24 protein-coding genes are annotated in these 21,849 nt (G+C 66.4%); 14 read left to right on the top strand and 10 right to left on the bottom strand.

Annotation, left to right across the window (positions count from 1 at the left end):
• Nucleotides 1-45: 45 nt before the first annotated feature.
• The 3 genes from M8312_RS13785 to M8312_RS13775 form a co-directional block, all read right to left on the bottom strand.
• Entirely contained in the window at nucleotides 46-291 is a 246-nt protein-coding gene (locus M8312_RS13785) for a DUF6582 domain-containing protein (protein ID WP_250118256.1), read from the bottom strand.
• 56 nt (nucleotides 292-347) lie between these two features.
• Complete coding sequence (locus M8312_RS13780) at nucleotides 348-545, bottom strand: hypothetical protein (RefSeq protein WP_250118255.1); 198 nt, start codon at nucleotides 543-545, stop codon at nucleotides 348-350.
• A gap of 142 nt (nucleotides 546-687) precedes the next feature.
• Nucleotides 688-1,245 carry an FMN-dependent NADH-azoreductase gene (locus tag M8312_RS13775; RefSeq protein ID WP_250118254.1) on the bottom strand — a complete coding sequence of 186 codons (558 nt, stop codon included), beginning with the start codon at nucleotides 1,243-1,245 and terminating at the stop codon, nucleotides 688-690.
• A gap of 102 nt (nucleotides 1,246-1,347) precedes the next feature.
• On the opposite strand from M8312_RS13775, the gene M8312_RS13770 reads away from it, so the two are divergent.
• On the top strand, nucleotides 1,348-1,770 hold the full coding sequence (locus M8312_RS13770; protein ID WP_250118253.1) for a winged helix-turn-helix transcriptional regulator: 423 nt from the start codon (nucleotides 1,348-1,350) through the stop codon (nucleotides 1,768-1,770).
• A gap of 3 nt (nucleotides 1,771-1,773) precedes the next feature.
• Here the strand turns inward: M8312_RS13770 and M8312_RS13765 are convergent, their stop codons facing one another.
• The gene (locus M8312_RS13765; RefSeq protein WP_250118252.1) at nucleotides 1,774-2,415 is read right to left on the bottom strand and encodes a DUF4142 domain-containing protein; all 642 of its coding nucleotides are present in this window, start codon (nucleotides 2,413-2,415) and stop codon (nucleotides 1,774-1,776) included.
• Nucleotides 2,416-2,521: 106 nt separating this feature from the next.
• Between M8312_RS13765 and M8312_RS13760 the strand changes: the two genes are divergently transcribed.
• The 7 genes from M8312_RS13760 (at nucleotide 2,522) to M8312_RS13730 (ending at nucleotide 10,170) form a co-directional block, all read left to right on the top strand.
• Nucleotides 2,522-4,843, top strand: coding sequence for a thiamine pyrophosphate-binding protein (locus M8312_RS13760; RefSeq protein ID WP_250118251.1), 2,322 nt, complete (start codon nucleotides 2,522-2,524; stop codon nucleotides 4,841-4,843).
• 82 nt (nucleotides 4,844-4,925) lie between these two features.
• A complete protein-coding gene (locus M8312_RS13755; protein ID WP_250118250.1) occupies nucleotides 4,926-5,312 on the top strand; it encodes a hypothetical protein in 387 nt (128 codons plus the stop codon).
• A 40-nt stretch (nucleotides 5,313-5,352) separates the two neighbouring features.
• Nucleotides 5,353-5,805, top strand: a complete 453-nt coding sequence (locus M8312_RS13750; protein WP_250118249.1) for a MaoC family dehydratase — start codon at nucleotides 5,353-5,355, stop codon at nucleotides 5,803-5,805.
• Complete coding sequence (locus tag M8312_RS13745; RefSeq protein ID WP_250118248.1) at nucleotides 5,802-6,647, top strand: HpcH/HpaI aldolase/citrate lyase family protein; 846 nt, start codon at nucleotides 5,802-5,804, stop codon at nucleotides 6,645-6,647. Before M8312_RS13750 ends, M8312_RS13745 begins: the two co-directional genes overlap by 4 nt.
• A gap of 4 nt (nucleotides 6,648-6,651) precedes the next feature.
• Nucleotides 6,652-7,713, top strand: a complete 1,062-nt coding sequence (locus M8312_RS13740; protein WP_250118247.1) for an NAD(P)-dependent alcohol dehydrogenase — start codon at nucleotides 6,652-6,654, stop codon at nucleotides 7,711-7,713.
• Entirely contained in the window at nucleotides 7,710-9,641 is a 1,932-nt protein-coding gene (gene acs / locus M8312_RS13735; protein ID WP_250118246.1) for an acetate--CoA ligase, read from the top strand. The genes M8312_RS13740 and acs overlap by 4 nt, the downstream gene beginning before the upstream one ends.
• 28 nt (nucleotides 9,642-9,669) lie before the next feature.
• Nucleotides 9,670-10,170 (top strand): DUF3833 family protein, encoded by a 501-nt coding sequence (locus M8312_RS13730; RefSeq protein WP_250118245.1) that lies wholly within the window; start codon nucleotides 9,670-9,672, stop codon nucleotides 10,168-10,170.
• On the opposite strand, the gene M8312_RS13725 is transcribed toward M8312_RS13730, so the two are convergent.
• Nucleotides 10,171-10,926: an energy transducer TonB gene (locus M8312_RS13725; RefSeq protein WP_250118244.1), complete on the bottom strand. Its 756-nt coding sequence runs from the start codon at nucleotides 10,924-10,926 to the stop codon at nucleotides 10,171-10,173.
• A 72-nt stretch (nucleotides 10,927-10,998) separates the two neighbouring features.
• Nucleotides 10,999-11,886, bottom strand: coding sequence for an aldose 1-epimerase (locus tag M8312_RS13720; RefSeq protein ID WP_250118243.1), 888 nt, complete (start codon nucleotides 11,884-11,886; stop codon nucleotides 10,999-11,001).
• A gap of 134 nt (nucleotides 11,887-12,020) precedes the next feature.
• Here M8312_RS13720 and M8312_RS13715 point away from each other — a divergent pair, with 134 nt between their 5' ends.
• Nucleotides 12,021-12,314: a hypothetical protein gene (locus M8312_RS13715; RefSeq protein WP_250118242.1), complete on the top strand. Its 294-nt coding sequence runs from the start codon at nucleotides 12,021-12,023 to the stop codon at nucleotides 12,312-12,314.
• Between the two features lie 56 nt (nucleotides 12,315-12,370).
• On the opposite strand, the gene dgoD is transcribed toward M8312_RS13715, so the two are convergent.
• Genes dgoD through M8312_RS13700 form a run of 3 tightly spaced genes read right to left on the bottom strand, consistent with a single transcriptional unit; the run spans nucleotide 12,371 to nucleotide 15,737 of the window.
• Nucleotides 12,371-13,525: a galactonate dehydratase gene (dgoD, locus tag M8312_RS13710; protein ID WP_250118241.1), complete on the bottom strand. Its 1,155-nt coding sequence runs from the start codon at nucleotides 13,523-13,525 to the stop codon at nucleotides 12,371-12,373.
• 5 nt (nucleotides 13,526-13,530) lie between these two features.
• Nucleotides 13,531-14,814, bottom strand: a complete 1,284-nt coding sequence (locus tag M8312_RS13705; protein WP_250118240.1) for a family 1 glycosylhydrolase — start codon at nucleotides 14,812-14,814, stop codon at nucleotides 13,531-13,533.
• Between the two features lie 47 nt (nucleotides 14,815-14,861).
• Nucleotides 14,862-15,737, bottom strand: a complete 876-nt coding sequence (locus M8312_RS13700) for an SMP-30/gluconolactonase/LRE family protein (protein WP_250118239.1) — start codon at nucleotides 15,735-15,737, stop codon at nucleotides 14,862-14,864.
• 71 nt (nucleotides 15,738-15,808) lie between these two features.
• On the opposite strand from M8312_RS13700, the gene M8312_RS13695 reads away from it, so the two are divergent.
• The 3 genes from M8312_RS13695 to M8312_RS13685 are packed head-to-tail and all read left to right on the top strand — an operon-like array spanning nucleotide 15,809 to nucleotide 18,260.
• Nucleotides 15,809-16,708 (top strand): 2-dehydro-3-deoxygalactonokinase, encoded by a 900-nt coding sequence (locus M8312_RS13695; protein WP_250118238.1) that lies wholly within the window; start codon nucleotides 15,809-15,811, stop codon nucleotides 16,706-16,708.
• On the top strand, nucleotides 16,705-17,334 hold the full coding sequence (locus M8312_RS13690; protein WP_250118237.1) for a 2-dehydro-3-deoxy-6-phosphogalactonate aldolase: 630 nt from the start codon (nucleotides 16,705-16,707) through the stop codon (nucleotides 17,332-17,334). The genes M8312_RS13695 and M8312_RS13690 overlap by 4 nt, the downstream gene beginning before the upstream one ends.
• Nucleotides 17,331-18,260 carry a Gfo/Idh/MocA family protein gene (locus M8312_RS13685; RefSeq protein WP_250118236.1) on the top strand — a complete coding sequence of 310 codons (930 nt, stop codon included), beginning with the start codon at nucleotides 17,331-17,333 and terminating at the stop codon, nucleotides 18,258-18,260. Before M8312_RS13690 ends, M8312_RS13685 begins: the two co-directional genes overlap by 4 nt.
• 1 nt (nucleotide 18,261) lies before the next feature.
• Here the strand turns inward: M8312_RS13685 and M8312_RS13680 are convergent, their stop codons facing one another.
• Complete coding sequence (locus tag M8312_RS13680) at nucleotides 18,262-19,296, bottom strand: glycoside hydrolase family 43 protein (RefSeq protein WP_250118235.1); 1,035 nt, start codon at nucleotides 19,294-19,296, stop codon at nucleotides 18,262-18,264.
• A 79-nt stretch (nucleotides 19,297-19,375) separates the two neighbouring features.
• Between M8312_RS13680 and M8312_RS13675 the strand changes: the two genes are divergently transcribed.
• On the top strand, nucleotides 19,376-20,758 hold the full coding sequence (locus M8312_RS13675; protein ID WP_250118234.1) for a glycoside hydrolase family 43 protein: 1,383 nt from the start codon (nucleotides 19,376-19,378) through the stop codon (nucleotides 20,756-20,758).
• Between the two features lie 14 nt (nucleotides 20,759-20,772).
• Nucleotides 20,773-21,798, top strand: a complete 1,026-nt coding sequence (locus M8312_RS13670; RefSeq protein ID WP_250118233.1) for a glycoside hydrolase family 43 protein — start codon at nucleotides 20,773-20,775, stop codon at nucleotides 21,796-21,798.
• Nucleotides 21,799-21,849 lie beyond the last annotated feature (51 nt).

Here is a 21,849-nt window from a genome sequence, read left to right as displayed (position 1 = left end):
GGCGGTTCCTGCTGCCCGCTTGCACTCACCGCCACCGTCCGACGCCTAATTGCTTGCCTTGAGCTCGCGCCAGCTCTTTTCCTGGAGTTCCACGCCGAACTTCTTTGCCGCCCGCTCGATCCGGTGCCAGGCGGCGTCGCGCTCCGCGTCGGTGACGTCCTTCACCTGCCGGAAGCGCGCCACCGCGTTGCGGACGTGCGCTGCATTTTCCAGCGGCTCCTTGCGCTCCTTGGGAAAGGCGAACTCGGTTGCATCCAGATGGTCGCGCTCGCCGGCACTCAGCTCAGCCATAGCATCTCTCCTCACCTGCCCAAACGACCAAGCCGGTAAGTGGTGCCGGCTGGCGTCTAATCGGCCGCCGTGCGGGTGAAGCGCTGGGGCTGCTTGCGTGACGCCTGCTGTTCGAGTTCGTCGGCATGCGCGTCATAAGTGGCGGCAAGCTGCTGCAGCGCCACTCCTGCCTGGGTGTCCAGCACGCCGCCCAGCAACCGGCGGCAACGTGCTGCCTTGGCCCGCAACGCGGCAATCTTCTCCTCCATGCTCATGCCGGTCGAATTAGTCGTGGCAGGCGCTGCCCGCCATCCGCGCATCTACCTAGAGGCAAGGAAGCGCGCCAAAGGTGACCAGCCCGCACCGGTGGGCTGGCAGGCGGTCACCTCTGGAGCGCGTCAGCGCATGGGGTCCGGCTCAGGCAGCCAGCCGCTCAACCTCTCCCAGCGCCGCCTCGACGCCCCGGCTCTTCGCCTCGGCTCCGAGGTTGAGCCCGTCGGCGCGAACGAACTCCGGCGTGATTCCGACAAAGGCGAAGATCGCCCGGAGATAGGTTTCCAGATGCTCAAACTCGGCATTACCTTGCTCGGCGCCGTAGAACCCGCCCCGGCTGAGCGCGACGATCACGCGCCTGCCCCCGGCCAGGCCTTCAGGCGTACCTTCGGCGGTGTAACGGAAGGTGGTGCCGTTCGCGACGATGCGGTCGAGCCAAGCCTTGAGCTGGGTCGGCACCGTGAAATTGTACATGGGCGCGCCGATCACCACCGTGTCCGCCGCCATGAAGGCGTCCAGCTCGGCATTGGGCCCGAGATGTTCGAGGGTCAGGTGCGGAAGCGGATCGGCCGTAAGGTCGCGCTCCACCACTTCGGCGCCAGGTTCGGCGGCGGTCAGCTGCTTGAGGATATGAGCGGTGAGTTGCCGGCTCACGCTATGCTCGCCAGTGATGCTACTATCGACGCGAAGAATGCGGCTCATGATGGTCACCCTTGGTTATCTGGTAATGAAACATTACCTGGGCACTAAAGGTAACCATACGAATTGCGCCTTCAAGTAGGCACAGGAAAGGTATCGGGGCACATGCCTGTAACCGCCCATCAGCAAGTCCTTCATGACACGCCGGAGGTGGAGTTGCGCCTGGAGACGACCGGCTGCCGCAATGTCTCGCCGGTATTGAACCGGGTCGGCGACAAGTGGTCAGTTCTGATCGTGATGATCCTGGGCGAAGGGCCGCGACGGTTCAACGAACTCAAACGTCAGATCGACGGGATCAGCCAGCGCATGCTCACCCTTACGTTGCGGGGACTCGAGCGCGATGGCCTCGTCAGCCGCACGGTCGAGCCCAGCGTGCCGCCGCGCGTCACCTATGCGCTGACCGAGCTTGGCGAATCGCTGAAGGAGCCGGTGGAGGCACTCGGCCGCTGGGCGATGGCCCACATCGGCTGCATCCGCGCCGCCCAGCAGCGTTTCGACGCGCGGCTGGACGGAACGGACGTGGCCTGAGTCCTAGCCGCGCTCACCCGAGCGGACGGGGGCGGTGGCTGGGGCCGGCTGGCCGTTCATCGGCATGCCGGGGCTCATCATCGCTCCCATGACGTTGAGGTTCTGAGCGGCGGTGAGGTGCTGCTGCACGATCGGCACCGCCGAGGCCGCAGCCTGACGCAAGGCGGGCACGTCTCCGCCGCTGGCATAGCCCTGGTGCAGCTGCAGCGCCGCCTGGTGGCTTTGGATCTGCATTGCCTTGTAGGCATTATCGAACGCCTGGCCGGTACCCGCCGAGCGCAGCTGGTCGAGCATCTGCTGATGCATCGGCAGCAGCGCCATGGGAGGTGGCGGCAGACCGGCGCTGGCAGCGGCGCTGGCCAGTGCCGCCGACGTCGACTGGTGGTGGGCGATCATCATGTTGGCGAAGCTGCGAACCGCCTGGTTCGTCGAAGCCTGCAAGGCAAGCTGGCTGGACTGGATTTCCAGCTGGTCGCTACTCGCGGCCATCGGCACATAGCCGGCCGCCGTCATCGGGCTTGAGGGATCGCCGGTCATGGCCGCGGGCGGCGCCACGCGGGGGACTGGTCCCATGTCGCCTTCATTATTCATCGTGCACGCGCTGAGCGACACGCCGGCGGCGAGAAAAAGGGCAAAAGCTCGCATTTCTGGGTCTCCCGGGATGATCCTGGCAGTGGCGCAACCGCAATACGGGCGGCGGGTTCCGACTGCTCGCTTGGCCTGCGAGGGAGGCGCGGCTAGGCGCGGGGGTATGTCGACCGTCCCCACCCCGCCCGACTTCGCCGCCCTCAAGGCCGTCGAGGAGCGGCTGCGCTGGCTCAGCGCCTGGACCATCCACCACGCCAACCACGTGCGGGAGAGCGCGGACGGTCTCAAGGTCGGCGGCCACCAGGCGAGCTGCGCGTCCATGACCGCGATCATGGCCGCACTCTACTTCCGCGCGCTCGGCCCCAACGACCGCGTGGCGGTGAAGCCGCATGCCGGGCCGGTGCTTCACGCCATCCATTATCTGCTTGGGTCACAGACCCGCGAGCAACTGGAGAACTTCCGCGGGTTTGGCGGAATGCAGAGCTACCCCAGCCGCACCAAGGACCGCATTCCCGTCGACTTCTCCACCGGCTCTGTTGGGCTCGGGGTGGCGATCACCGCCTTCGCCAGCCTGGTGCAGGACTGGCTGAGCGCCCGTGGCTGGCTGCAGCAGGACGAACGGGGCCGCTTCGTGGCGCTGATCGGCGACGCCGAGCTGGACGAGGGTAACATCTACGAAGCGCTGATCGAGGGCGCCAAGCACGATGTGCGCAACCTGTGGTGGATCGTCGACTACAATCGGCAAAGCCTGGATGCGACCAGCGCCGACCGCATGTTCGAGCGATTCGACGAGATCTTCCGCGCCTGCGGCTGGCGCACGGTCGAGCTTCGCTACGGCAAGCGGCTGGGCGCCGCGCTGGCCCAGCATCCCGCCGTCGCCGACTGGCTCGACCGGCTGCCCAATGCCGATCACAGCGCCCTCACCTACCAGGGCGGCGCGGCCTGGCGGACGCGGATCGAGGGTGAGCTTGGCAAGGCCGCCAAGCCGTTCCTCAAGGGGCTGGATGACGCGCAACTCGCCAGCCTGATGGGCGACCTTGGCGGCCATTGCATGGAGACTCTGGTCGAGGCGTTCGATGCAGCCAGCGCCGACGATGTGCCGACCCTGTTCATCGCCTGGACGATCAAAGGCTACGGCCTGCCTTTCGCCGGCCACAAGGACAATCATGCGGGGCTGATGAACCCGACACAGATGAGCGCCCTGCGTGAGCAGATGGGCGTAGCCGAAGGCGCGGAGTGGGAACCGCTCGGCCCGCTGGGCGGCAACGCCCGCGCCGGCGTGGAAGCCCTGATCGACCGTTCACGCATCATGCGGGAGAAGCGCCGGCGACTATTTGGGCAGATCGAGATCCCGGCCATTCCGGCACCCGCCGGGGAGGAGCAGAGCACGCAAGCGGCGTTCGGTCGGATCCTGCTCGACCTCGCCAAGTCCGGTCATCCGCTGGCCGATCGCATCCTTACCACCTCGCCCGATGTCACGGTCTCGACCAACCTTGGGGCCTTCGTGAACCAGCGCGGCCTGTTCCGCCGCAAGGAAGTTGCCGACGCCTTCGCCAGCGCGAAGATCCCGTCGGCCCAGAAATGGGGAATGACGGCGACCGGCCAGCACGTGGAGCTGGGCATCGCCGAGAGCAACCTGTTCCTGATGCTGGCGGCGGCCGGCCTTGCGGGCGACCTGTTCGGGCAGCGGCTGGTTCCCATTGGGACGCTCTACGACCCGTTCATCGCGCGCGGCCTCGATGCACTCAACTACGCCTGTTATCAGGATGCCCGCTTCCTGCTGGTCGCCACGCCGAGCGGCATCACGCTTGGGCCGGAGGGCGGCGCGCACCAGTCGATCAACCCGCCGCTGATCGCCCTCGGCCAGCCGGGCCTGCGCCATTACGAGCCGGCCTATGCCGACGAGCTCGCGCTGTGCATGCACGAGGCGTTCCGCTTGATCGATGATCCGAACGGCGAGTCCACTTACCTGCGTCTGTCGACCCGCAACCTGGTGCAGATCGAGCGGCAGGACGACGCGTGGAAGGCCGACGCGCTTCAAGGCGCCTACTGGCTGCGCGAGCCGGGCCCCAATGCGGAAGCGGCCATCGTTGCCATGGGCGCGGTCATGCCGGAAGCGCTGGCGGCGTGGGAGGAACTCAGCGTCGATCTGCCCGGTCTGGGGCTGCTCAGCATTACGTCGCCCGACCTGCTTCACCGCGGCTGGACCTCGGCGCAGGCGGCCCGGTGGCAGGGTCAGCGCGCGCCCAGCCATGCCGAACGCCTGCTCGGCCGCCTTTCGCGCACGGCGGGACTGGTCACCCTGTGCGATGCCGCGCCCGCATCCTTGTCGTGGCTGGGCGGTGTGCTCGGCCAGCGGGTCGCTCCCCTCGGGGTGGAGCGGTTCGGCCAGACCGGAAATCTGCCAGACCTCTATGCCGCTTACCGGCTGGACGGCGACGCGATCACCGAGGCGGTGGCGGAACTGCTCGTTACAAATCGATAGGTTTCAATCTGCGGCGGCAAATTCTTCCTACAAGAGGGTGAGCGCGCCGGGGGGCGCGGCATCCGACTGGGGAGTCGCACATTTGAGCAAGGTGGTTCGTTTCCGCTCGCCCGAACAATTCCGGCAGCTTGCCTTGGTACCGCAAACATCGGAGCGCCGCTCGATCCGCCGCACTGCGTGGCGGCATGAGGATCCGGCGCTGGTGCCGACGGACAATGTCCTGTGGCAGCGAGTCGCCGATGAACTCGAATTCGCCTGGCGGCAGATCGACGTCATCCGCGGCAACCTGTCCCGCGACAGCGTCACGGCCTTTCGTCACGGCGCTTCGCTTCAGACCATCGACGGCGTCGGCCAGGCGCTCGGACAGCTCGCGGTGGTGCTGCGCTCGTCCTCGCCCGAGGTCGCGGTCCAGCGGGTATTGATGCCCGACCTGCGCGGCCGACTGCAGCGGACAGGCGGCGTCGGCTGAGCCTTGGCAACCGGCCCTTCGCTCGCCTAAGCGGTGAGGCATGCCCGGACGCTATTTCGACGAGTGGCAGGTCGGCGACACCGTCGCCCACCCCATCACGCGCACGGTCACCGAGACCGATAACCTGCTGATCTCGACCCTGACCCATAATCCCCAGCCGCTGCACCTCGACGCGGAGGCGGCAAAGGCCAGCGAGTTCGGGCAGATCCTGGTCAACAGCTGCTTCACGTTCAGCCTGGTGGTTGGCGTGTCGGTGGCCGAGACCACCATGGGTGTGCTGGTCGCCAACTTGGGCTTCGACGAGGTCAAGTTTCCCAAGCCCGTGTTCGTCGGCGACACGCTGCGGATCGAGAGCGAAGCCGTGGCCTTACGCGAGAGCAAGTCTCGCCCGACCGCCGGGCTGGTCACGTGGGAGCATCGCGCGCTCAACCAGCGTGGAGAAACAGTGTGCACGATGAAGCGTACCGCCCTGCTCCACCGGAAACCGGCATGACCTCCGCCCCTCCGCGCAGCTGGCTGTTCGTTCCGGCCGACAGCGAGAAGAAGATTGCCCGGGCGCTCGACTGCGGCGCCGACGCGATCATCTTCGACCTCGAAGACAGCGTCGCGCCGTCGGAAAAGCCCCGCGCACGAGACATGGTGAAGACGCTCGCCGCGTCGGACCGCAGCCAGCTGTGGGTGCGGATCAATCCGCTCACCAGCCAATGGCACAAGGATGACCTCGACATCCTTGCCAACAGCGCGGTGTACGGGATCGTGCTGCCCAAGAGCGAGGGCGGCGCCGACGTCGAAACGCTCGCCCACCGCACTGGCAGCATCCCCATCCACGCCATCGTAACCGAAACGGCCGCCAGCCTGTTCGGCCTGCTCAGCTATCGAGGGCAGAATGCACTGAGCGCGATGAGCTGGGGAGCGGAGGACCTATCAGCCGACCTGGGCGCGAGCAGCAAATATGACGAGGACGGCGGCCTGTCCTTCACCTACCGAATGGCCCGCTCGCTGTGCCTGGCCGGAGCGAAGGCCGCAGGCGTCTGCGCAGTGGACACCGTCTTCACCGACTTCCGCGATGAGCCCGGATTGATCCTCGAAGCGCTCGCCGCGGCCCGCGAGGGGTTCGACGGCAAGCTCGCCATCCACCCCGCGCAGGTCGCGCCCATCAACGAGGCGTTCAGCCCCACGGCCGAGGACGTGCACCATGCCCAGGCGGTGGTCGACGCGTTCGCGGCACAGCCCGACGCGGGCGTGCTCAGTATCGACGGACGGATGATCGATCGCCCGCACCTTCTCCAGGCCCAGCGCGTTCTCGCCCGGTCCGACCTCTCACTGAAAGACTGAACCCATGGGAACCACCGCCATCGGCTGGGGCACCGACGCCCCCGATCAGCCGCTGAAGCCGATCGCCTTCGAGCGCCGCGACCTTCGGCCCAACGACGTTGCGATCCAGATCACTCATTCCGGCATCTGCCACTCGGACCTCCACACCTGCCGCAACGACTGGCGCGGGAGCCGCTATCCGGTGATCCCGGGCCATGAGATCGTCGGAACCGTGACCGCCGTCGGCGACGAGGTCACTCGGCACCGCGTCGGGGACACCGTTGCGGTCGGCTGCATGGTCGACAGCTGCATGGAATGCGACCAGTGCCTGGAAGGCTGGGAGGTCTTCTGCCGCAAGGGCTGCGTGCAGACCTACAACAGCAAGGACTATCACGACGGCACGATCACCAAGGGCGGCTACACCGACCACATCGTGGTGCGTGATCATTTCGTCCTCAAGGTACCCGAGGGCATGGACGTCAGCCGGGTCGCGCCGCTGCTGTGCGCCGGCATCACGACTTATTCGCCGCTGCGGCAGTATGACGTCGGCCCCAACACGAAGATGGCCGTCGTCGGCCTTGGCGGGCTGGGCCACATGGGCGTGAAGCTTGGCGCTGCGCTGGGCGCGCACGTGACCATGATCACGACCACGCCGAGCAAGGGCGAGGACGCGCGCGAGCTGGGCGCGCACGACGTCATCATCTCGACCGATCGTGAGCAGATGAAGGCCGCGGCGACCCGCTTCGACTTCATCCTGAACACGATCCCGGTCAGCCATGAGATCGACCCTTATCTCGAGCTTCTTGGCCGGTCGGGGCGGATGGTAATCGTGGGGGCACTGATGGAGATGCCGCCGTTCACCGGCGGCAAGCTCGTCTGGTGGAATCGCGCGGTCGGCGGCTCGGCCATCGGCGGCATTCCCGAGACTCAGGAAATGCTCGACTTCTGCGCCGCCAAGGGCATCTATCCCGAGATCGAGACGATCCGGATGGACCAGGTCAACGAAGCCTACGAACGCCTGCTCAGGAATGACGTTCGCTACCGCTTCGTGATCGACATGAGCACCTTGGAGAAGCCACAAGCATGAGCCACGCCGTCCACCCGGTCCCGGAGCATTTCAGCGCCCGGATCGGGCCGGACGAACTGGCCAGGCTGCGGGAGCAATTCGCGCGCGATCCGGACGGCTTCTGGCTCGACCAGGCGCACCGGCTGGACTGGTCACGCGCGCCGGCCAAGGCCGGTGACTGGAGCTTCGCGGCCGACGACTTCCATATCCGGTGGTACGAGGACGGGCAGCTCAACCTGTCCGTCAATTGCCTCGACCGGCACCTGGCGGAGCGCGCCGACCGGCCTGCGTTGATCTTCGAACCGGACGAGCCCGGGACGGGCCATGCCTGGACCTACCGCGAATTGTACGAAGAGACCTGCCGCTTCGCCAACCTGCTGCGCCAGCAGGGCGTCCGCCGGGGCGACCGGGTCATGATCTACCTGCCGATGATCCCCGAAGCGGCGGCGGCCATGCTCGCCTGCGCCCGGATCGGGGCGGTGCATTCGGTCGTCTTCGGCGGCTTCAGTCCGGAAAGTCTGGCGGGCCGAATCGACGATTGCGGGGCGGAGGTCGTGATTACCGCCGACCAGGGTGTACGCGGCGGCAAGACCATCCCCTTGAAGGCGAACGTCGATGCAGCGCTCGGGATGAGCCAGGGCATTCGAAGCGTCATCGTTGTGCGCCGCACCGGCGCCGACGTTCCCATGAAGTCTGGCCGCGATGTCGATTATTCGGAAGTGCGCGACAGCCTGGCGACCGAAGCGGAGCCGGAGGTGATGAACGCGGAAGACCCGCTGTTCATCCTCTACACCTCGGGCTCGACCGGCAAGCCGAAGGGCGTTGTCCACACCACCGGCGGCTATGCGGTCTGGGCGGCGACCACCTTCGACTGGATCTTCGGGGCGGAAGACAGCGACATCTTCTGGTGCACGGCCGATGTCGGCTGGATCACCGGCCACACCTATGTCGTCTATGGGCCACTGCTCAACGGCGCGACCAGCGTCATGTTCGACGGCGTGCCCAACTACCCCGATTACGGGCGCTTCTGGGAAACCTGCGACCGGCTTGGAGTCACTATCTTCTACACCGCGCCGACCGCGATCCGCGCCTTGATGCGCGAAGGCGACGCGCCGGTGAAGGCGCACAGCCGCAAGACCATCAGACTGCTGGGGACCGTGGGCGAGCCGATCAACCCGGAAGCGTGGGAGTGGTACTACCATGTCGTGGGCGAAAGCCGCTGCCCGATCGTCGACACCTGGTGGCAGACCGAGACCGGCGGGGCGTTAATCTCGCCTTTGCCTGGCGCCACGGACCTCAAGCCCGGCTCGGCCACTCAGCCGCTTCCCGGGATCGAGCTGCAATTGCTGGATGCGGAGCACAAGGTGCTGGAGGGGCCCGCCAGCGGCAACCTGTGCATACCGGTCTCCTGGCCGGGACAGATGCGCACCCTGTGGGGTGACCACGATCGATTCTTCCAGACCTACTTCACCGCCTACCCCGGCCTCTATTTCACGGCCGACGGCTGCCGCCGTGACGAGGACGGCTATTATTGGATCACCGGCCGGGTCGACGACGTCATCAACGTCTCCGGCCATCGGATTGCGACGGCGGAAGTCGAAAGCGCGCTGGTGGAACATCCCGCCGTCGCCGAGGCGGCGGTCGTCCCGGTCTCGCACGACATCAAGGGTCAGGCCATCTACGCCTTCGTCACACTCACTGTTGCAGCGACGACGGGCGACGAAGCGCTGGTCGCCGCGATCAAGGCCGAGGTGCGCAAGCATATCGGCGCGCTGGCCGTACCGGAAAGCCTGCAGTTCGCGCCCGCCTTGCCCAAGACCCGCAGCGGCAAAATCATGCGACGCATCCTCCGCAAGATCGCGGAAGGCGAATTCAGCGCACTGGGAGACACGTCCACGCTGGCGGATCCGTCGGTGGTCGATGCGCTGGTTGCGGGGCGGGTGAGCTGATCCGGCCGGTCAGGCGTTGATGATGCCGATGCGCCTTCTTCTGCCCCTTCTTGTTCTCACCCTCTCCGGTTGCACCGGGGTGGATCTACCCGCGGCGTCCGCCGGCAACCTCGATCCGATCGCCTTCTTCACCGGGCGAAGTCATGGCGACGGACGCTTCCATCAGGTGCTGAGCCGTGCGCACGCTGTGCAGGTCGACAGTGTCGGTCGACCGGGGCGGAAGGGCGGGCTGCTGCTGATCCAGCGCATATCGGAGGAGGGCAAGGCCCCTCGCACCCGCGAATGGGTGATGCGCCCAGCCGGACCGGGCCACTTCACCGGCAGCCTGACCGAAGCCGTCGGCCCGGTCGAGCTAACGGTGTCGGGGCCACGGGCGGATGTGCGCTATTCGATGAAGAATGGGCTCAAGGTGACCCAGCAGCTGGCGTTGCAGCCCGATGGACAGACCATCCTCAACCACCTGGAAGTGCACAAATTGGGCGTCAGGGTCGCGTGGCTCGACGAGACCATCCGCAAGGCGCGCCGCTGATCAGCGGCGAAGTGACCAGCTACGGATCGCGCGAATGGTGATCTCCACCGGCCGGCCGCTGGCGTCGCGCGCCGGAAGATACCGGTAGCGCTGCTCGTAAAGGGAGCAGGTGCGCTCATCCAGCAACGGGGAACCGCTCGACTGGAGCACCTGGCAACCGCGCACATAGCCGTCCGCGCCAACCCGATATTGCAGCGCCACTTCCTCGTAGGGGATGTCGCGGTCGCGCAGTTCGGCTGGATAGTCGCGCCGGGTGATCGCGCCGGCGATCTGCCGGGGTCCGCTGGCGATCCCGCCACCGCCACCCTGACCAGAACCGTTGCCGCCATCGCCAGCGCCCGTTCCAGCGCCGGTACCGCCCGCCCCCATGCCGGGACCCGGCTGATCCGCCGCGCCCTGGGTCGGAGCGGCTCCCGCCATCGGCGTGTCGCTGACGATCACCTTGGGTGCGGCCGGCAGCACCACGACCGGCTTGGGCGCGGAGACCGGGGTCGCAAGGCTGCGCAGGTTGACCGCGCTTGCTTCCGCCTCCGGGCGGGCTGCCTTTGGTTGCGGCCGCTCGCGCGGAATGGCGTGGGGAACGGCCGGCATGCGAACCTCGAAGGTCTGGATCGGCGGCGTGTTCGGACCTGACGAAAGGGTCACCCGCCCCGACGCGATCAGGGCGGCGAGGATCGCCAGCTGCACCAGCACCACGGCGGCGAGCGCGCCGGCGCGGTCACGCGGCGTGAGAGGGGAAAGACGTTGCACGGCCATGTCGATACCAGAGTGAAACTTAGTCTTTCCTAACCGAACATCCAATGGCGCGAGGCTGTCGGCCCGCGCTCGTCACCCGTGATCGACGTCCAGCCGCGTGTCCAAAGCCATGCTCTCCCCTGGCTCGAGCACCCGCATCCCGAGTTCGCCCCAGCGCTCCTCCGGCTCATTCAGCGCGGCGTTGGCGTGGGTCACCGGCTCGGCCACGAAGATGCCGCCCGCCGGCGGCGAATAGAGCTGGAAGAATTTGGCTTGGGGCGAGGATAAGGTGAGGCGCCGGGGGCCGCCCTCCTCCCAGATGCGCGCCTCGCCGCCCCACCCGCCAAAGCCATGGTCGAGGTCCTGGCCGCAGACCGCGCGGTTGCTGAGGTCATACCGCCCGGTTGCAGGGACCTGCCGTGTCGGAAGGACATGCTCGTCGATCTCCCACACTGTCTCGACCCGCGTGTCGAGCCGTGTCGTTGCGTCGCACGGGAAGTAGGGATGCTGACCAAGGCCACAGGGCATGGGCCGATCCGACATGTTACCGCATTCCAGGCGAACGCTCAGACCTTTTTCATCCAGCACAAAGGTCTGCCGCGCCTCATAGTCCCACGGCCATTCTCCAGCTTCGTGGCGGTAGTGAAGCTCTGCCATCGTGGCGTCCGCCTGCTCGACCGACCAGCTGCCCAGCCAGCCTTGTCCGTGCAGGGGGCTGGGGTCCCCGGCCATGTTCGGCGCAAGGCTGACTGGTTCGCCCCTAAAACGAAACTCACCGCCGCGAATGCGATTCACATAAGGCACCAGCGGAAAGCAGGCATGATCGAGGACGGTTGCGTCGTCGCTGTGGCTTTCGCGCAATAGGGGGGTCTGCTGACCTCCCTCAATCCAGAAGAAGTTCCGGATTGATCCACCAATAGAAGGACTTAGCTCCAGCAAGAGAGGCCCAGCGGCGAGTGTAATGGTGGTGCTGTCGGCCATGGACCTGAACCCTTTTCGACTGAGATGTTCAGATGGCCGTAACTCGACTGGGGATAAGTGCCAATTCTCGATTGCGTCACGGAATCGCGCGGCGCAGAACCTTGCCCCGGGGGATCTCGGGGAGGAGATGGATCATGCGTACGCGCGTGAAGGACTTTATCGAAATCAGCGACTACACGTCGCTTGACCGCCTGATCACCACGCTGGTGGCGATCCGCGACAGCCTGCCGGAATCGGCTGATCCCGAGCTGAAGATGCGCGGTGACGACGTGTTCGGTCGCCGGCTCTCCATCAGCTACTTCCGGGAGCTCACCGTCCGTGAGGCGGAGCTGCACGATAAGTATCACGGTGTCGAAGACGCCGATGCCACGCTTGACGCGCTGACCGAGCAGCTCGGGTCCGTCGAGTACAAGCGCCGGGCTGCCTGAGCACCCCAGTTACAAGGCGCAGGAGTTAGGCCCCATCCATTTGGACGGGACCTGCCTCACCACTCTGCGAAGCTGCCGTCGTGCTGGCGCCACACCGGGTTGCGCCACCGATGGGCGTCCTTCGCCACCTCCCGCACCGCCTGCTCGTCGATCGTGACGCCAAGACCCGGCTTAGTCGGGATCGCGAGGTAGCCGTCCTGGGTGGTCAGCACCTCGGGATCGGTGATGAAGTTCAGCAGGTCGTGGCCGACGTTGTAATGAATGCCGAGGCTCATCTCCTGGATGGCGACGTTCGGTGCGGTGCCGGCAAGCTGGAGGCAGGCGGCAAGCGCCAGCGGCCCGAGCGGGCAATGGGGCGCCACCGCCACGTCGAATGCCTCGGCCATCGCGGCAATACGGCGGCATTCGCTCAGGCCCCCGGCGTGGCTCAGGTCCGGCTGAATGATGTCCACCGCGCCAAGCTCGAAGAAGCGCTTGAAGTCCCACCGCGAGTAGAGCCGCTCACCAAGGGCGATTGGCGTCGAGACCAGTTCCGCGATCTGCTTCAACCCTTCCGGGTTCTCGCTCAGCAGCGGCTCCTCGATGAACAGCAATCCCAGGGGCTCGAGCGCCTTGGCAAGCTGCTTGGCCATCGGCCGGTGCACGCGCCCATGGAAGTCGAGGCCGACATCCATGCCGACCGCCTGCGCGGCCTGGACGCGCTTCACCACCTCGTCGAACAACCGGGGAGTGCCGATCCAGTCGAGCTCGGCCGTCGCGTTCATCTTGACGGCGGTGAAGCCCTGATCCCGGCGCTTCTGCGCGGCGTCGGCGATCTCATGCGGCCGATCCCCGCCGATCCAGGCGTAGGCGCGGATCTTGTCGCGCACCCGGCCGCCCAGCATCTCCCACGCCGGCAGGCCCGCGGCATGGCCCTTGAGATCCCATAATGCCTGGTCGAAGCCGCTGAGGGCGCTCATCAGCACCGGGCCGCCGCGGTAGAAGCCGCCGCGATAGGCGATCTGCCAGATATCCTCGATCCGCCGCGCGTCGTGGCCGATGAAGCGGTCGCGGATAGGCTCGAACGCGCCCACCACCGCTTCGCCATAACCCTCGAGGCTGGCTTCGCCCCAGCCGACCGCGCCGTCGGAGGTTTCCACCCGCACGAACACCCAGCGGGGTGGAACCAAGAAGGTTTCGATCCGGTCGATGATCAGTTCAGGGAGCGACATCGCGCTTACTCCGCATTCTGCTGGGACTGCTGGGTGAGCTTGAGGCCCGCGCTTGCCGCATCACCGCTGGCGGGTGGCCAGCATTCCTGGTCGAGCGGCTTGATCGGTACCGCCAGGCACACCGACGAGGCCGGAAGCACGTCACGCCAATCGCGGATGAGGTTCTTGTAGGCCTTGCCGACGTTGCGGATGTTGCGGTCGAGGTCGAACAGGCCGAGCGGATTGACGTTGCCGTTCTTCTCACGAAGGGCGGTGTCCCAATCGACCTGGTCGGTCAGGCTGTACCAGGTGAAGCCGACGGTCGGGATACCGACGTTGCGCAGCCGCAGCACGTTGGCCCACTCCTTCCACAGCCACTGCACCGCCTCCTGCCCGGTCGGACCTTCGCGCAGGTTCGTTTCCGTGTGCATGATCGGGAGCCGGTAGCGGTTGTGGTACTGCCGCGTGATCTCGGAATAGCCGAACACCTCGCCCGAGCTTTCGGTGTGGCCATCGGCGTGGACCCGATGCTCGTTGGTCCAGTAGTAATCGTTGCCGAGGATGCAGTGCTGCTTCAGCCGATTGTGCAGGAAGAAGTGATATTCCTCGCGGGTCATCCCGTTATCGAGCAGATACTCGTACATCTCGCTGTCGACGCGGCGACCGTAATTGAGGTCGAGGCTGAGGAAGCGGCGGGCGTTGAGCATTTCCGCCGGGCCGATTGCGGCCGGGCTGTCGGCGTGGAAATATTCCGATGATTCCGACTGGATGAAGATCGCGTCCGGTCGGCGCTTCAGGATCTCGATCATGGCCAGCACATTGCCTTTGACGATGTGCTTCAGGGCCGTGACGAAGCCGAGGTCAGTGCGAAGCTGCTCGTTCCACCAGCCATATTTGGCCGAGAAGACGGCGCAGATGAACATCTCGTTCACCGGCGTGTAGAGCTGCACCCAGGGATAGCGCTCGGCAAAGGCCGAGGCATAGGCCGCGAACAGGTCGGGGAAGTCCGGGTTCTGGAAATTGCCCATCCAGTCCGGCACGCCGAAGTGACACAAATCCACAATCGGGGTGATCCGCCGCCGCCGCAGGTCGTTCAGCGTCAGATCGGCGAATTCCCAGTCATACTTGCCGGGTCCGAGGTAGCATTTGTGCAGCGGCGGCCCGAAGCGGAGATACTCGATCCCGATCTCCTCCACGCAGTCGAAGTCCTGCTGCCACCGCTGGTAATGATGACTGGCCTCCATCTGATCGACCCGTACGCGGCCGTTCTGGATGGTGGGAATGCTGTTCTCGATTCCCGTCGCGAACATGAAGTTGGCGATTGTTCAAACTCCTGGACGAATAAGATACGGACGGGTCAGCCGGCGAAAGGACGCTCGGCGATCCCGCTAACGCCCGGCTTGAGCATAAAGAGCCCGCCGGCATGCGGTTGGCTGGCAAGCGCGGCCTCGTCGAGGCCGATGCTGGCGCTGGTGACGTAGAGCTGGTCGAGCATGAGGCCACCGAAGGCGAGGCTGGTCGGCCGGGTCACCGGCAAGCGCCACTCACCCAATCGCTCGCCGTCGGGCGACACACGGCGTACGCACCCGCCGTCCCAAAAGGCGATCCACAGGCAGCCCTCGGCATCGACGGTCAGTCCATCGGGATAGCCGTCCCCCTCGCCCCAGCGGGCGAACTCACGCTTGCCCGCCGGCGTGCCGTCGGGCGTGACGGTGTAGGCGTAGGTCAGCTGAAGCGCGCTGTCGTTGGCATACATGTAACGGCCGTCCGGACTGAACGCCGGTCCGTTGGTCACCTTGAAGCCGTCATCGACCCGGTGGCACATCAGGGTCTTGTCGAGCCGATAGAAGGCACCGGTCGCCTTCACCTCCAGATCATCCATCGTGCCGACGAAATAGCGGCCCTGGCGGTCGACCTTGCCGTCGTTGAACCGGTTGCTCGGGCGGTCTTCCTCGGGGTCGAACAGCAATTCGAAGCGTGCGGCCTCGGGATCGACATGGGCGAACCCGTGCTCGGTACCGGCGATGAACCCGCCGCTTTCGCGCGGGGCGATGCTGCCGATGCGGAACGGGGTCGCCCACTCGTCCAGCCGGTTGCCGGAGCGCAGCCGGAACAGCTTGCGACCCTTGATGTCTACCCACCACAGCGACTGGGTGGCGGCCACCCACAGGGGTCCCTCGCCCAGCACGGCGTGGACGTCGGCTATCAGTCTGACGGACGACTCTTCGCTCATGGAGAGCGTGGATAGCGAACCGGAACGCAAAAAACATCGGACCTTGTGGCCCGACCGGTCGCTTTTCTGGCATGAGCGAGCCCATGTGGAAAAACGGCATCATCGCGGTCGACTGGGGAACCACCAACCGGCGGGCCTGGCGGCTGGACCGCAATGGCCATAGCGAGGCCGAATTCGAGGACGATCAGGGCATCACGGCCATCAAGACGGGCGGTTTCCCGGCAGCCGTCGGTGACGTGCGTCAGCGCCTCGGCGACCTGCCGCTGCTGATGGCCGGAATGATCGGCTCCAACCGGGGGTGGGTCGAAGCGCCCTACGTCCCCTGCCCCTCCGGCCCGGCCGAACTTGCGCGAAAGCTGCAGCAGATCCCGGCCGAGCGAGCGGCCATCGTTCCTGGCCTGAGCTATCACAACGGTGCCCGCGCCGACGTGATGCGGGGCGAGGAGGTGCAACTGTTCGGCGCCGTCGCCGCTGGCTTCAGCCCGCCCGACGCACTGGTCTGCCACCCCGGCACGCACAACAAGTGGGCAGTGCTGGAGGGCGGCCGAGTGACCAGCTTTCGCACGGTCATGACCGGCGAGATGTTCAGCCTGCTGTCGAAGCACAGCATCCTGTCGCAATGGCTGCAGACCTCGGTGACGGTCGGAGAACCATTCCTGGCCGGAGTTCGGCAAGGCATGGGGGGCGAGGCGCTCACGGCTGAACTCTTCTCGGTCCGCGCGGGCGTCCTGCTGGGCGTCCGGGAAGCCCATGAAGCGGCGAGCTTCACCAGCGGACTGCTGATCGGCGCGGACGTTCGAACCGGCCTTGCCGGCGCCCCTGACACGGGCGACGTGATCGTGATGGGCCGGCCCGAACTCACCCGCCTTTACGCCGCCGCGCTGGCGGAAGCGGGCCGCGAGGCCCGTGAAGTCGACGGGGAACGCGCCTTCCTCGCGGGCATTCAGGCGCTGGTGAAGGAGCTTCCATGACCGCAACTGACGACTTCAAGCGCTATCTCGCGGAATCGCCGCTGGTGGCCATCATCCGCGGCGTGACCGCTGACGAAGCCGAAGCCATTGGTGACGCTTTGTACGAGGGCGGCATCCGCATCATCGAAGTGCCGCTCAACAGCCCCGAGCCGCTGGCCAGCATCAAGCGGCTGTCCGCCCGGCTTGGCGACAAGGCGCTGATCGGCGCCGGCACCGTGCTGAAACCGAGCGAGGTCGGCGAGGTGGCCGCCGCCGGCGGACGCATCATCGTATCGCCCAGCACCGACGCGGCCGTGATCACTGCCACCGTCAACGCAGGGCTGGTCAGCAGTCCGGGTTTCTTCACCCCGTCCGAGGCCTTCACCGCGCTGAATGCGGGCGCCCAGGTGTTGAAGCTCTTCCCCGCCGAAGGCGCCAGTCCCGCCGTGCTGAAGGCGCAGAAAGCCGTCCTTCCCAAGGACGTGCCTGTGCTGGTCGTCGGCGGTGTCCAGCCGGATACGATGCAGCCTTGGCTCGACGCGGGCGCCGCGGGTTTCGGACTGGGCGGCGGAATCTACAAGCCTGGCCAGTCGCCTGAGGACACGCTCGCCAAGGCGCGGGCCTATGTTGCTGGAGTTCGCGGATGAGCCCGCACAAGATCGCCGTCATCGGCTTCGGCAAGATCGCCGCCGACCAGCACGTGCCCGCCATCGCCGGCGATCCGGATTTCACGCTCGAAGGCAGTGTGAGCCGGTCGGGGACCGGCCCCGCGCCGAACTTCACCAGCCACACCGACCTGCTCGCCGCGATCAAGGACATCGATTGCGCGGCGATCACCACGCCGCCCGGTCCACGCTACGGGATTGCCCGCGACTGCATCGGTGCAGGACTTCACCTGCTGCTGGAGAAGCCGCCGACGGTGACGTTGGGCGAGATCGAGGAGCTCGCGGAACTCGCCAAGGCGAAAGGCGTGACCCTGTTCACCAGCTGGCACGCGCAGGCCAACGCTGCCGTTACGAAGGCGGCCGAACTGCTTAAGGGCCAGCGCGTCGCCGAGATGCGCATCACCTGGCATGAGGATGTCCACAAATGGCATCCAGGCCAGCAGTGGGTGTGGGAATCGGGCGGGTTCGGCGTGTTCGATCCGGGCATCAACGCTTTCTCCATCGCCACCGCCATCTTCCCCGGCAAGCTGTTCGCGCGTGATGCGGTGCTGACTGTACCGAGCAACGCCCAGAACCCCATCGCCGTGGAAGCCACGTTCGACAGCCCGGCAGCCGACGGTCCGCTGACCGTCAGCCTCGACTGGCGCAAGACCGACGGCGAGGAATGGACCATCGCCATCCGCCTCGCCGACGGCCGCACGATCGAGCTGCGCGAAGGTGGCAAGAGGCTGTTCGTGAACGGACAGGAGCAGGAGGCGCAGGGGCCCGGGGAATATCCCGAGCTCTACAGGCGCTTCGCCGAACTGCTCGATCGGCGTGAGAGCCATGTCGACACGGAACCGCTGCGCCTGGTGGCGGACACCTTGCTGGTCGGCCGCCGGACAAGCACCGATCCCATCACCATGTAGCCTAGCGAGTGACCGGCGCGGGCTGCGGCCCGTTGGTGGGGCTCTTGCCCGCGATCTCGGGCCAGCCGTCGCGCCAGATCAGCCGGTCCATCAGCATGACCCGCCGGGTGTTGATGTCGTCGGTTGGCTTGGAGCGTGGCCGCCGCGCATCGACGCCGTGATAGAAGATCCAGTCCTGTCCGACGGCATCGGCGATGACACTGTTGTGGCCCGGTGCGATCCAGGCCGCATTCCCCTCCAGCACCAGGTAGAGCGGACGCGCCCGCGCCTCGAACGGCCCCATAGCGGAGCGTGAGCGGGCGACCATCACCGCATAATGCGCCTTGGGTCCGCAGCAATTGTCGCCTGAGAAAAACAGGTAGGTGAAGCCCCCATGGCGCATTACCCACGCGCCCTCCACGAGGCGGCGGTACTCACCTGCGTCGTCACTCTTGACCGCCGCAACCAGCCTCGCCTCTTCGCTGCCCGGAGCGAATTGAAGCCGGTCCGCAGCCAACTCGCGCACCCTGATCGGCCCGAAGCCTGAACCCCAGTAGAGCAACCGCTTGCCCGTGGCGGGATCATCATAGGCGTGCGGGTCGATATTCTCGAACCCCGGCCCGCATTGCAGGGGTGACCCCTTGTCGGTGAACGGCCCCTCGGGCCGGTCGCTGGTGGCAACCCCCAGGCACAGCCCCCGCGACTGGTCGTTCAACGCGGCATCGGGCTTTGCCGAGTAGTAAAGATAGTAGCGCCCATCCGCCCGCATGACGTCCGGCGCCCAGAAGTCCTGCGTGCGGCTGGCCCAGCGCGGCTTCACCGGCAGCGCATCACCAATCACCTGCCAATGAACAAGGTCGGCGGACCGCGCGACCTGGAGGTTGCGGATCGGGTCGCCGCCCTGGGTCGCATAAGCGTAGTATTGGCCGTCGGCAGCACGGATCACCGATGGATCGGGAAAGTCCTGGTCGATCACCGGGTTCACATAAGTGGTCGGTCGCGGCGCCATCGCGCAGGAACCGAGCAACAGCAGGAAGACGGTGAGAAGAAGGCGCATGCCCAGGGTCTGCGGCAACTCGCGAGCCGAAGCAACGCAGCGGGTAGGCAAGCGCGGCGCGGGCGCATAGGCCTTGCACATGAGCGACGAGACCCCGCCCTTCAGCATCGACGCCAGCGACGACGGCACGGCCACCGACTTCACCGTCCACGGTCTGGGCCAGAGCCGCCGATACCGCGTCGCCGGTCCCGATCAGGACGATTACACCGGCTTCTTCGCCGAACTGTCGCACGACTTCGGGATGCGCCCGCCAGCAGCTTTCGAGGGCCCGCACGATCCCGACCCAGGTGCCGTTCGCTGGACGCCGCTCATCATCGAGAATCTTAGCGAACGGACCCGGGCCGGCTATGGCGATCCCGCCGTACTCAAGGTCGATGGTGGCTGGCTGCTGACGGCGACCAGCAACGACCAGCCGGACGCCTTTCCCCTCGCCTTCTCCAGCGACCTCAAGACGTGGGAGCATCGCGGCTTCATCTTCCCCGAAGGAAGCACGCCCGCCTGGACGGCAACCGGTGCACGCGTCGCCGATTTCTGGGCGCCGGAGATCGCCCGCGTCGGCGACGAATATTGGGTCGCCTACACCGCCCGCCAGCACTCCAACGCGCTGGCCATCGGCCTTGCCCGCGCGGCAACGCCGTTCGGCCCGTGGGTCGACAATGGCGAACCGCTGATCACCGGCGGCAAGGTGCTCTACCCCGGCACCAGTGCCAGCGGCGGCGTGATCGACAGCCACATCTTCACCGATCAGGATGGCACGCCCTACCTGTTCTGGAAGAAAGACAGCAACGGACTTTGGCCGCGCCCGCTGGCCGGGCTGCTGCGCGAACAGCCGGGGCTTATCCCGCAGCTGTTCGCTTCCGACGAGGACCGCCGAACCGCCGCGTTCGCGGCCGCTGTCCAGCCCTGGGCCAACACCCGCCGGCCGATGGAACGCTTCTTTCTGATGCAGCCGTTGATCGAAGCGGTGCTCGACAACTGGCCGCGCGTTCGTCCGCTGCTCAGCAAGATCATGGCGGCGGGCGACATCGTCGAAGCGCTGACCACACCCATCCACGCGCGCCGGCTTAGTGCGGATGGCCGCGGGTTCGTCGGCGAGGAGCGCATCGTGCTCGCCAATGATCAGGACTGGGAAGGCCATCTGATCGAGGGGCCGTTCGTCACTTACCAAGCCGGCCGCTACTGGCTGTTCTACGCCGGCAATGATTTCTCGACTCCAGCCTACGGCATCGGAGTGGCCGTCGCGGATCATCCGCTCGGACCCTATCAGAAGTTTCCGGAGCCACTGCTCAAGTCGGGGGGCGAGTGGTGGGCGCCTGGCCACGCGTCCGTCGCGCCCGGACCGGACGGAGGGCCGCAGCTGTTCTTCCACGCCTTCTTTCCGGGCCAGTGCGGCTATAACGCATTCCGGGCATTGCTGACTGCTCGGCTGCGGTTCACGTCCACCAGCGTAAGCCTCGCCTGACCTGAGGAGTGCCGATGCCCCGATTGTGTTTCCTGCTGCTTGCCGCGACCGCGTTCGCTTGTCCGGCAACCGCCAAGGCTCCCGACCCGCAATTCGTGCCGGTATTCCAGGAGAACTTTCCTGACGCCTTCGTGCTGCCCGTCGGCGACGGCGAATATCTGGCCTACGCCACGAACGACCGGCAGAACGTGCCGATAGCGGTCAGTCGCGACCTCACCAGCTGGCAGTTCGTGCGCAATCCGGACGGCTCCAAGCGAGACGCGATGCCGACGCTGGCCAGCTGGGCAAAGCCGGGCTTCACCTGGGCGCCGGAGGTAATCAAGGCGGGCGGCAAGTACGTCCTCTACTACACCGCCAATCACCGCGCGAAGGACAAGCAGTGCATTGGCGCCGCCGTCTCCCCGGATCCGCGCGGGCCGTTCGTCGACAGCGCGGCCCAGCCTCTGGTCTGTCAATTCGAGCTTGGCGGCTCGATCGACGCTGACGCCTTCCGCGACCGTGACGGCAAGCTCTACCTGTACTGGAAGTCCGACGGAAACCGGGTGGGCAAGCCCAGCCACCTATTCGGCATGGCCTTGAGCCCCGACGGCCTCGCCCCGGCGGGGCAGCCGGCAGACCTCGGTATCGGCGACCGCGAGGAATGGAAGCAGAAGGTGGTCGAAGCGCCCACCATGCTGCTGACGCCGGATGGGTATGCCATGCTCTATTCGGGTGGTTATTTCGGCTGGAACCAGGACCAGCGGCTCAGCCCCTATGCGATGAACTTCGCGCTGTGCAGCGGCCCGCTTGGCCCCTGCCGCGACGGGGCCAAGCTGCCATTCCTGTACAGCTATTCCGATGCGGGAAGGACCGGCTGCCTGTCAGGTCCCGGCCACCAGTCGGTGTTCCGCGCCCAGGGCGGTACCTTCATCAGCTTCCACGGCTGGGCGGCGACCCGCGACTGCCGCAAGGATGGCGACAAGCGCGTGATGTACATCGCCCCGTTCGGCTGGGAAAACGGCCACCCCGTCATCGCGCCGAGCCTGCGCCCGAGCCGCTGACGCCGGGCACAAGAAAGGCGGCCCGCTGGATGCGGACCGCCTCCTTGTTCG

The sequence above is a fragment of the Sphingomonas sp. KRR8 genome (assembly GCF_023559245.1).
GTDB lineage: Bacteria > Pseudomonadota > Alphaproteobacteria > Sphingomonadales > Sphingomonadaceae > Sphingomicrobium.
This window is presented reverse-complemented; position numbering and strand designations above follow the sequence as displayed.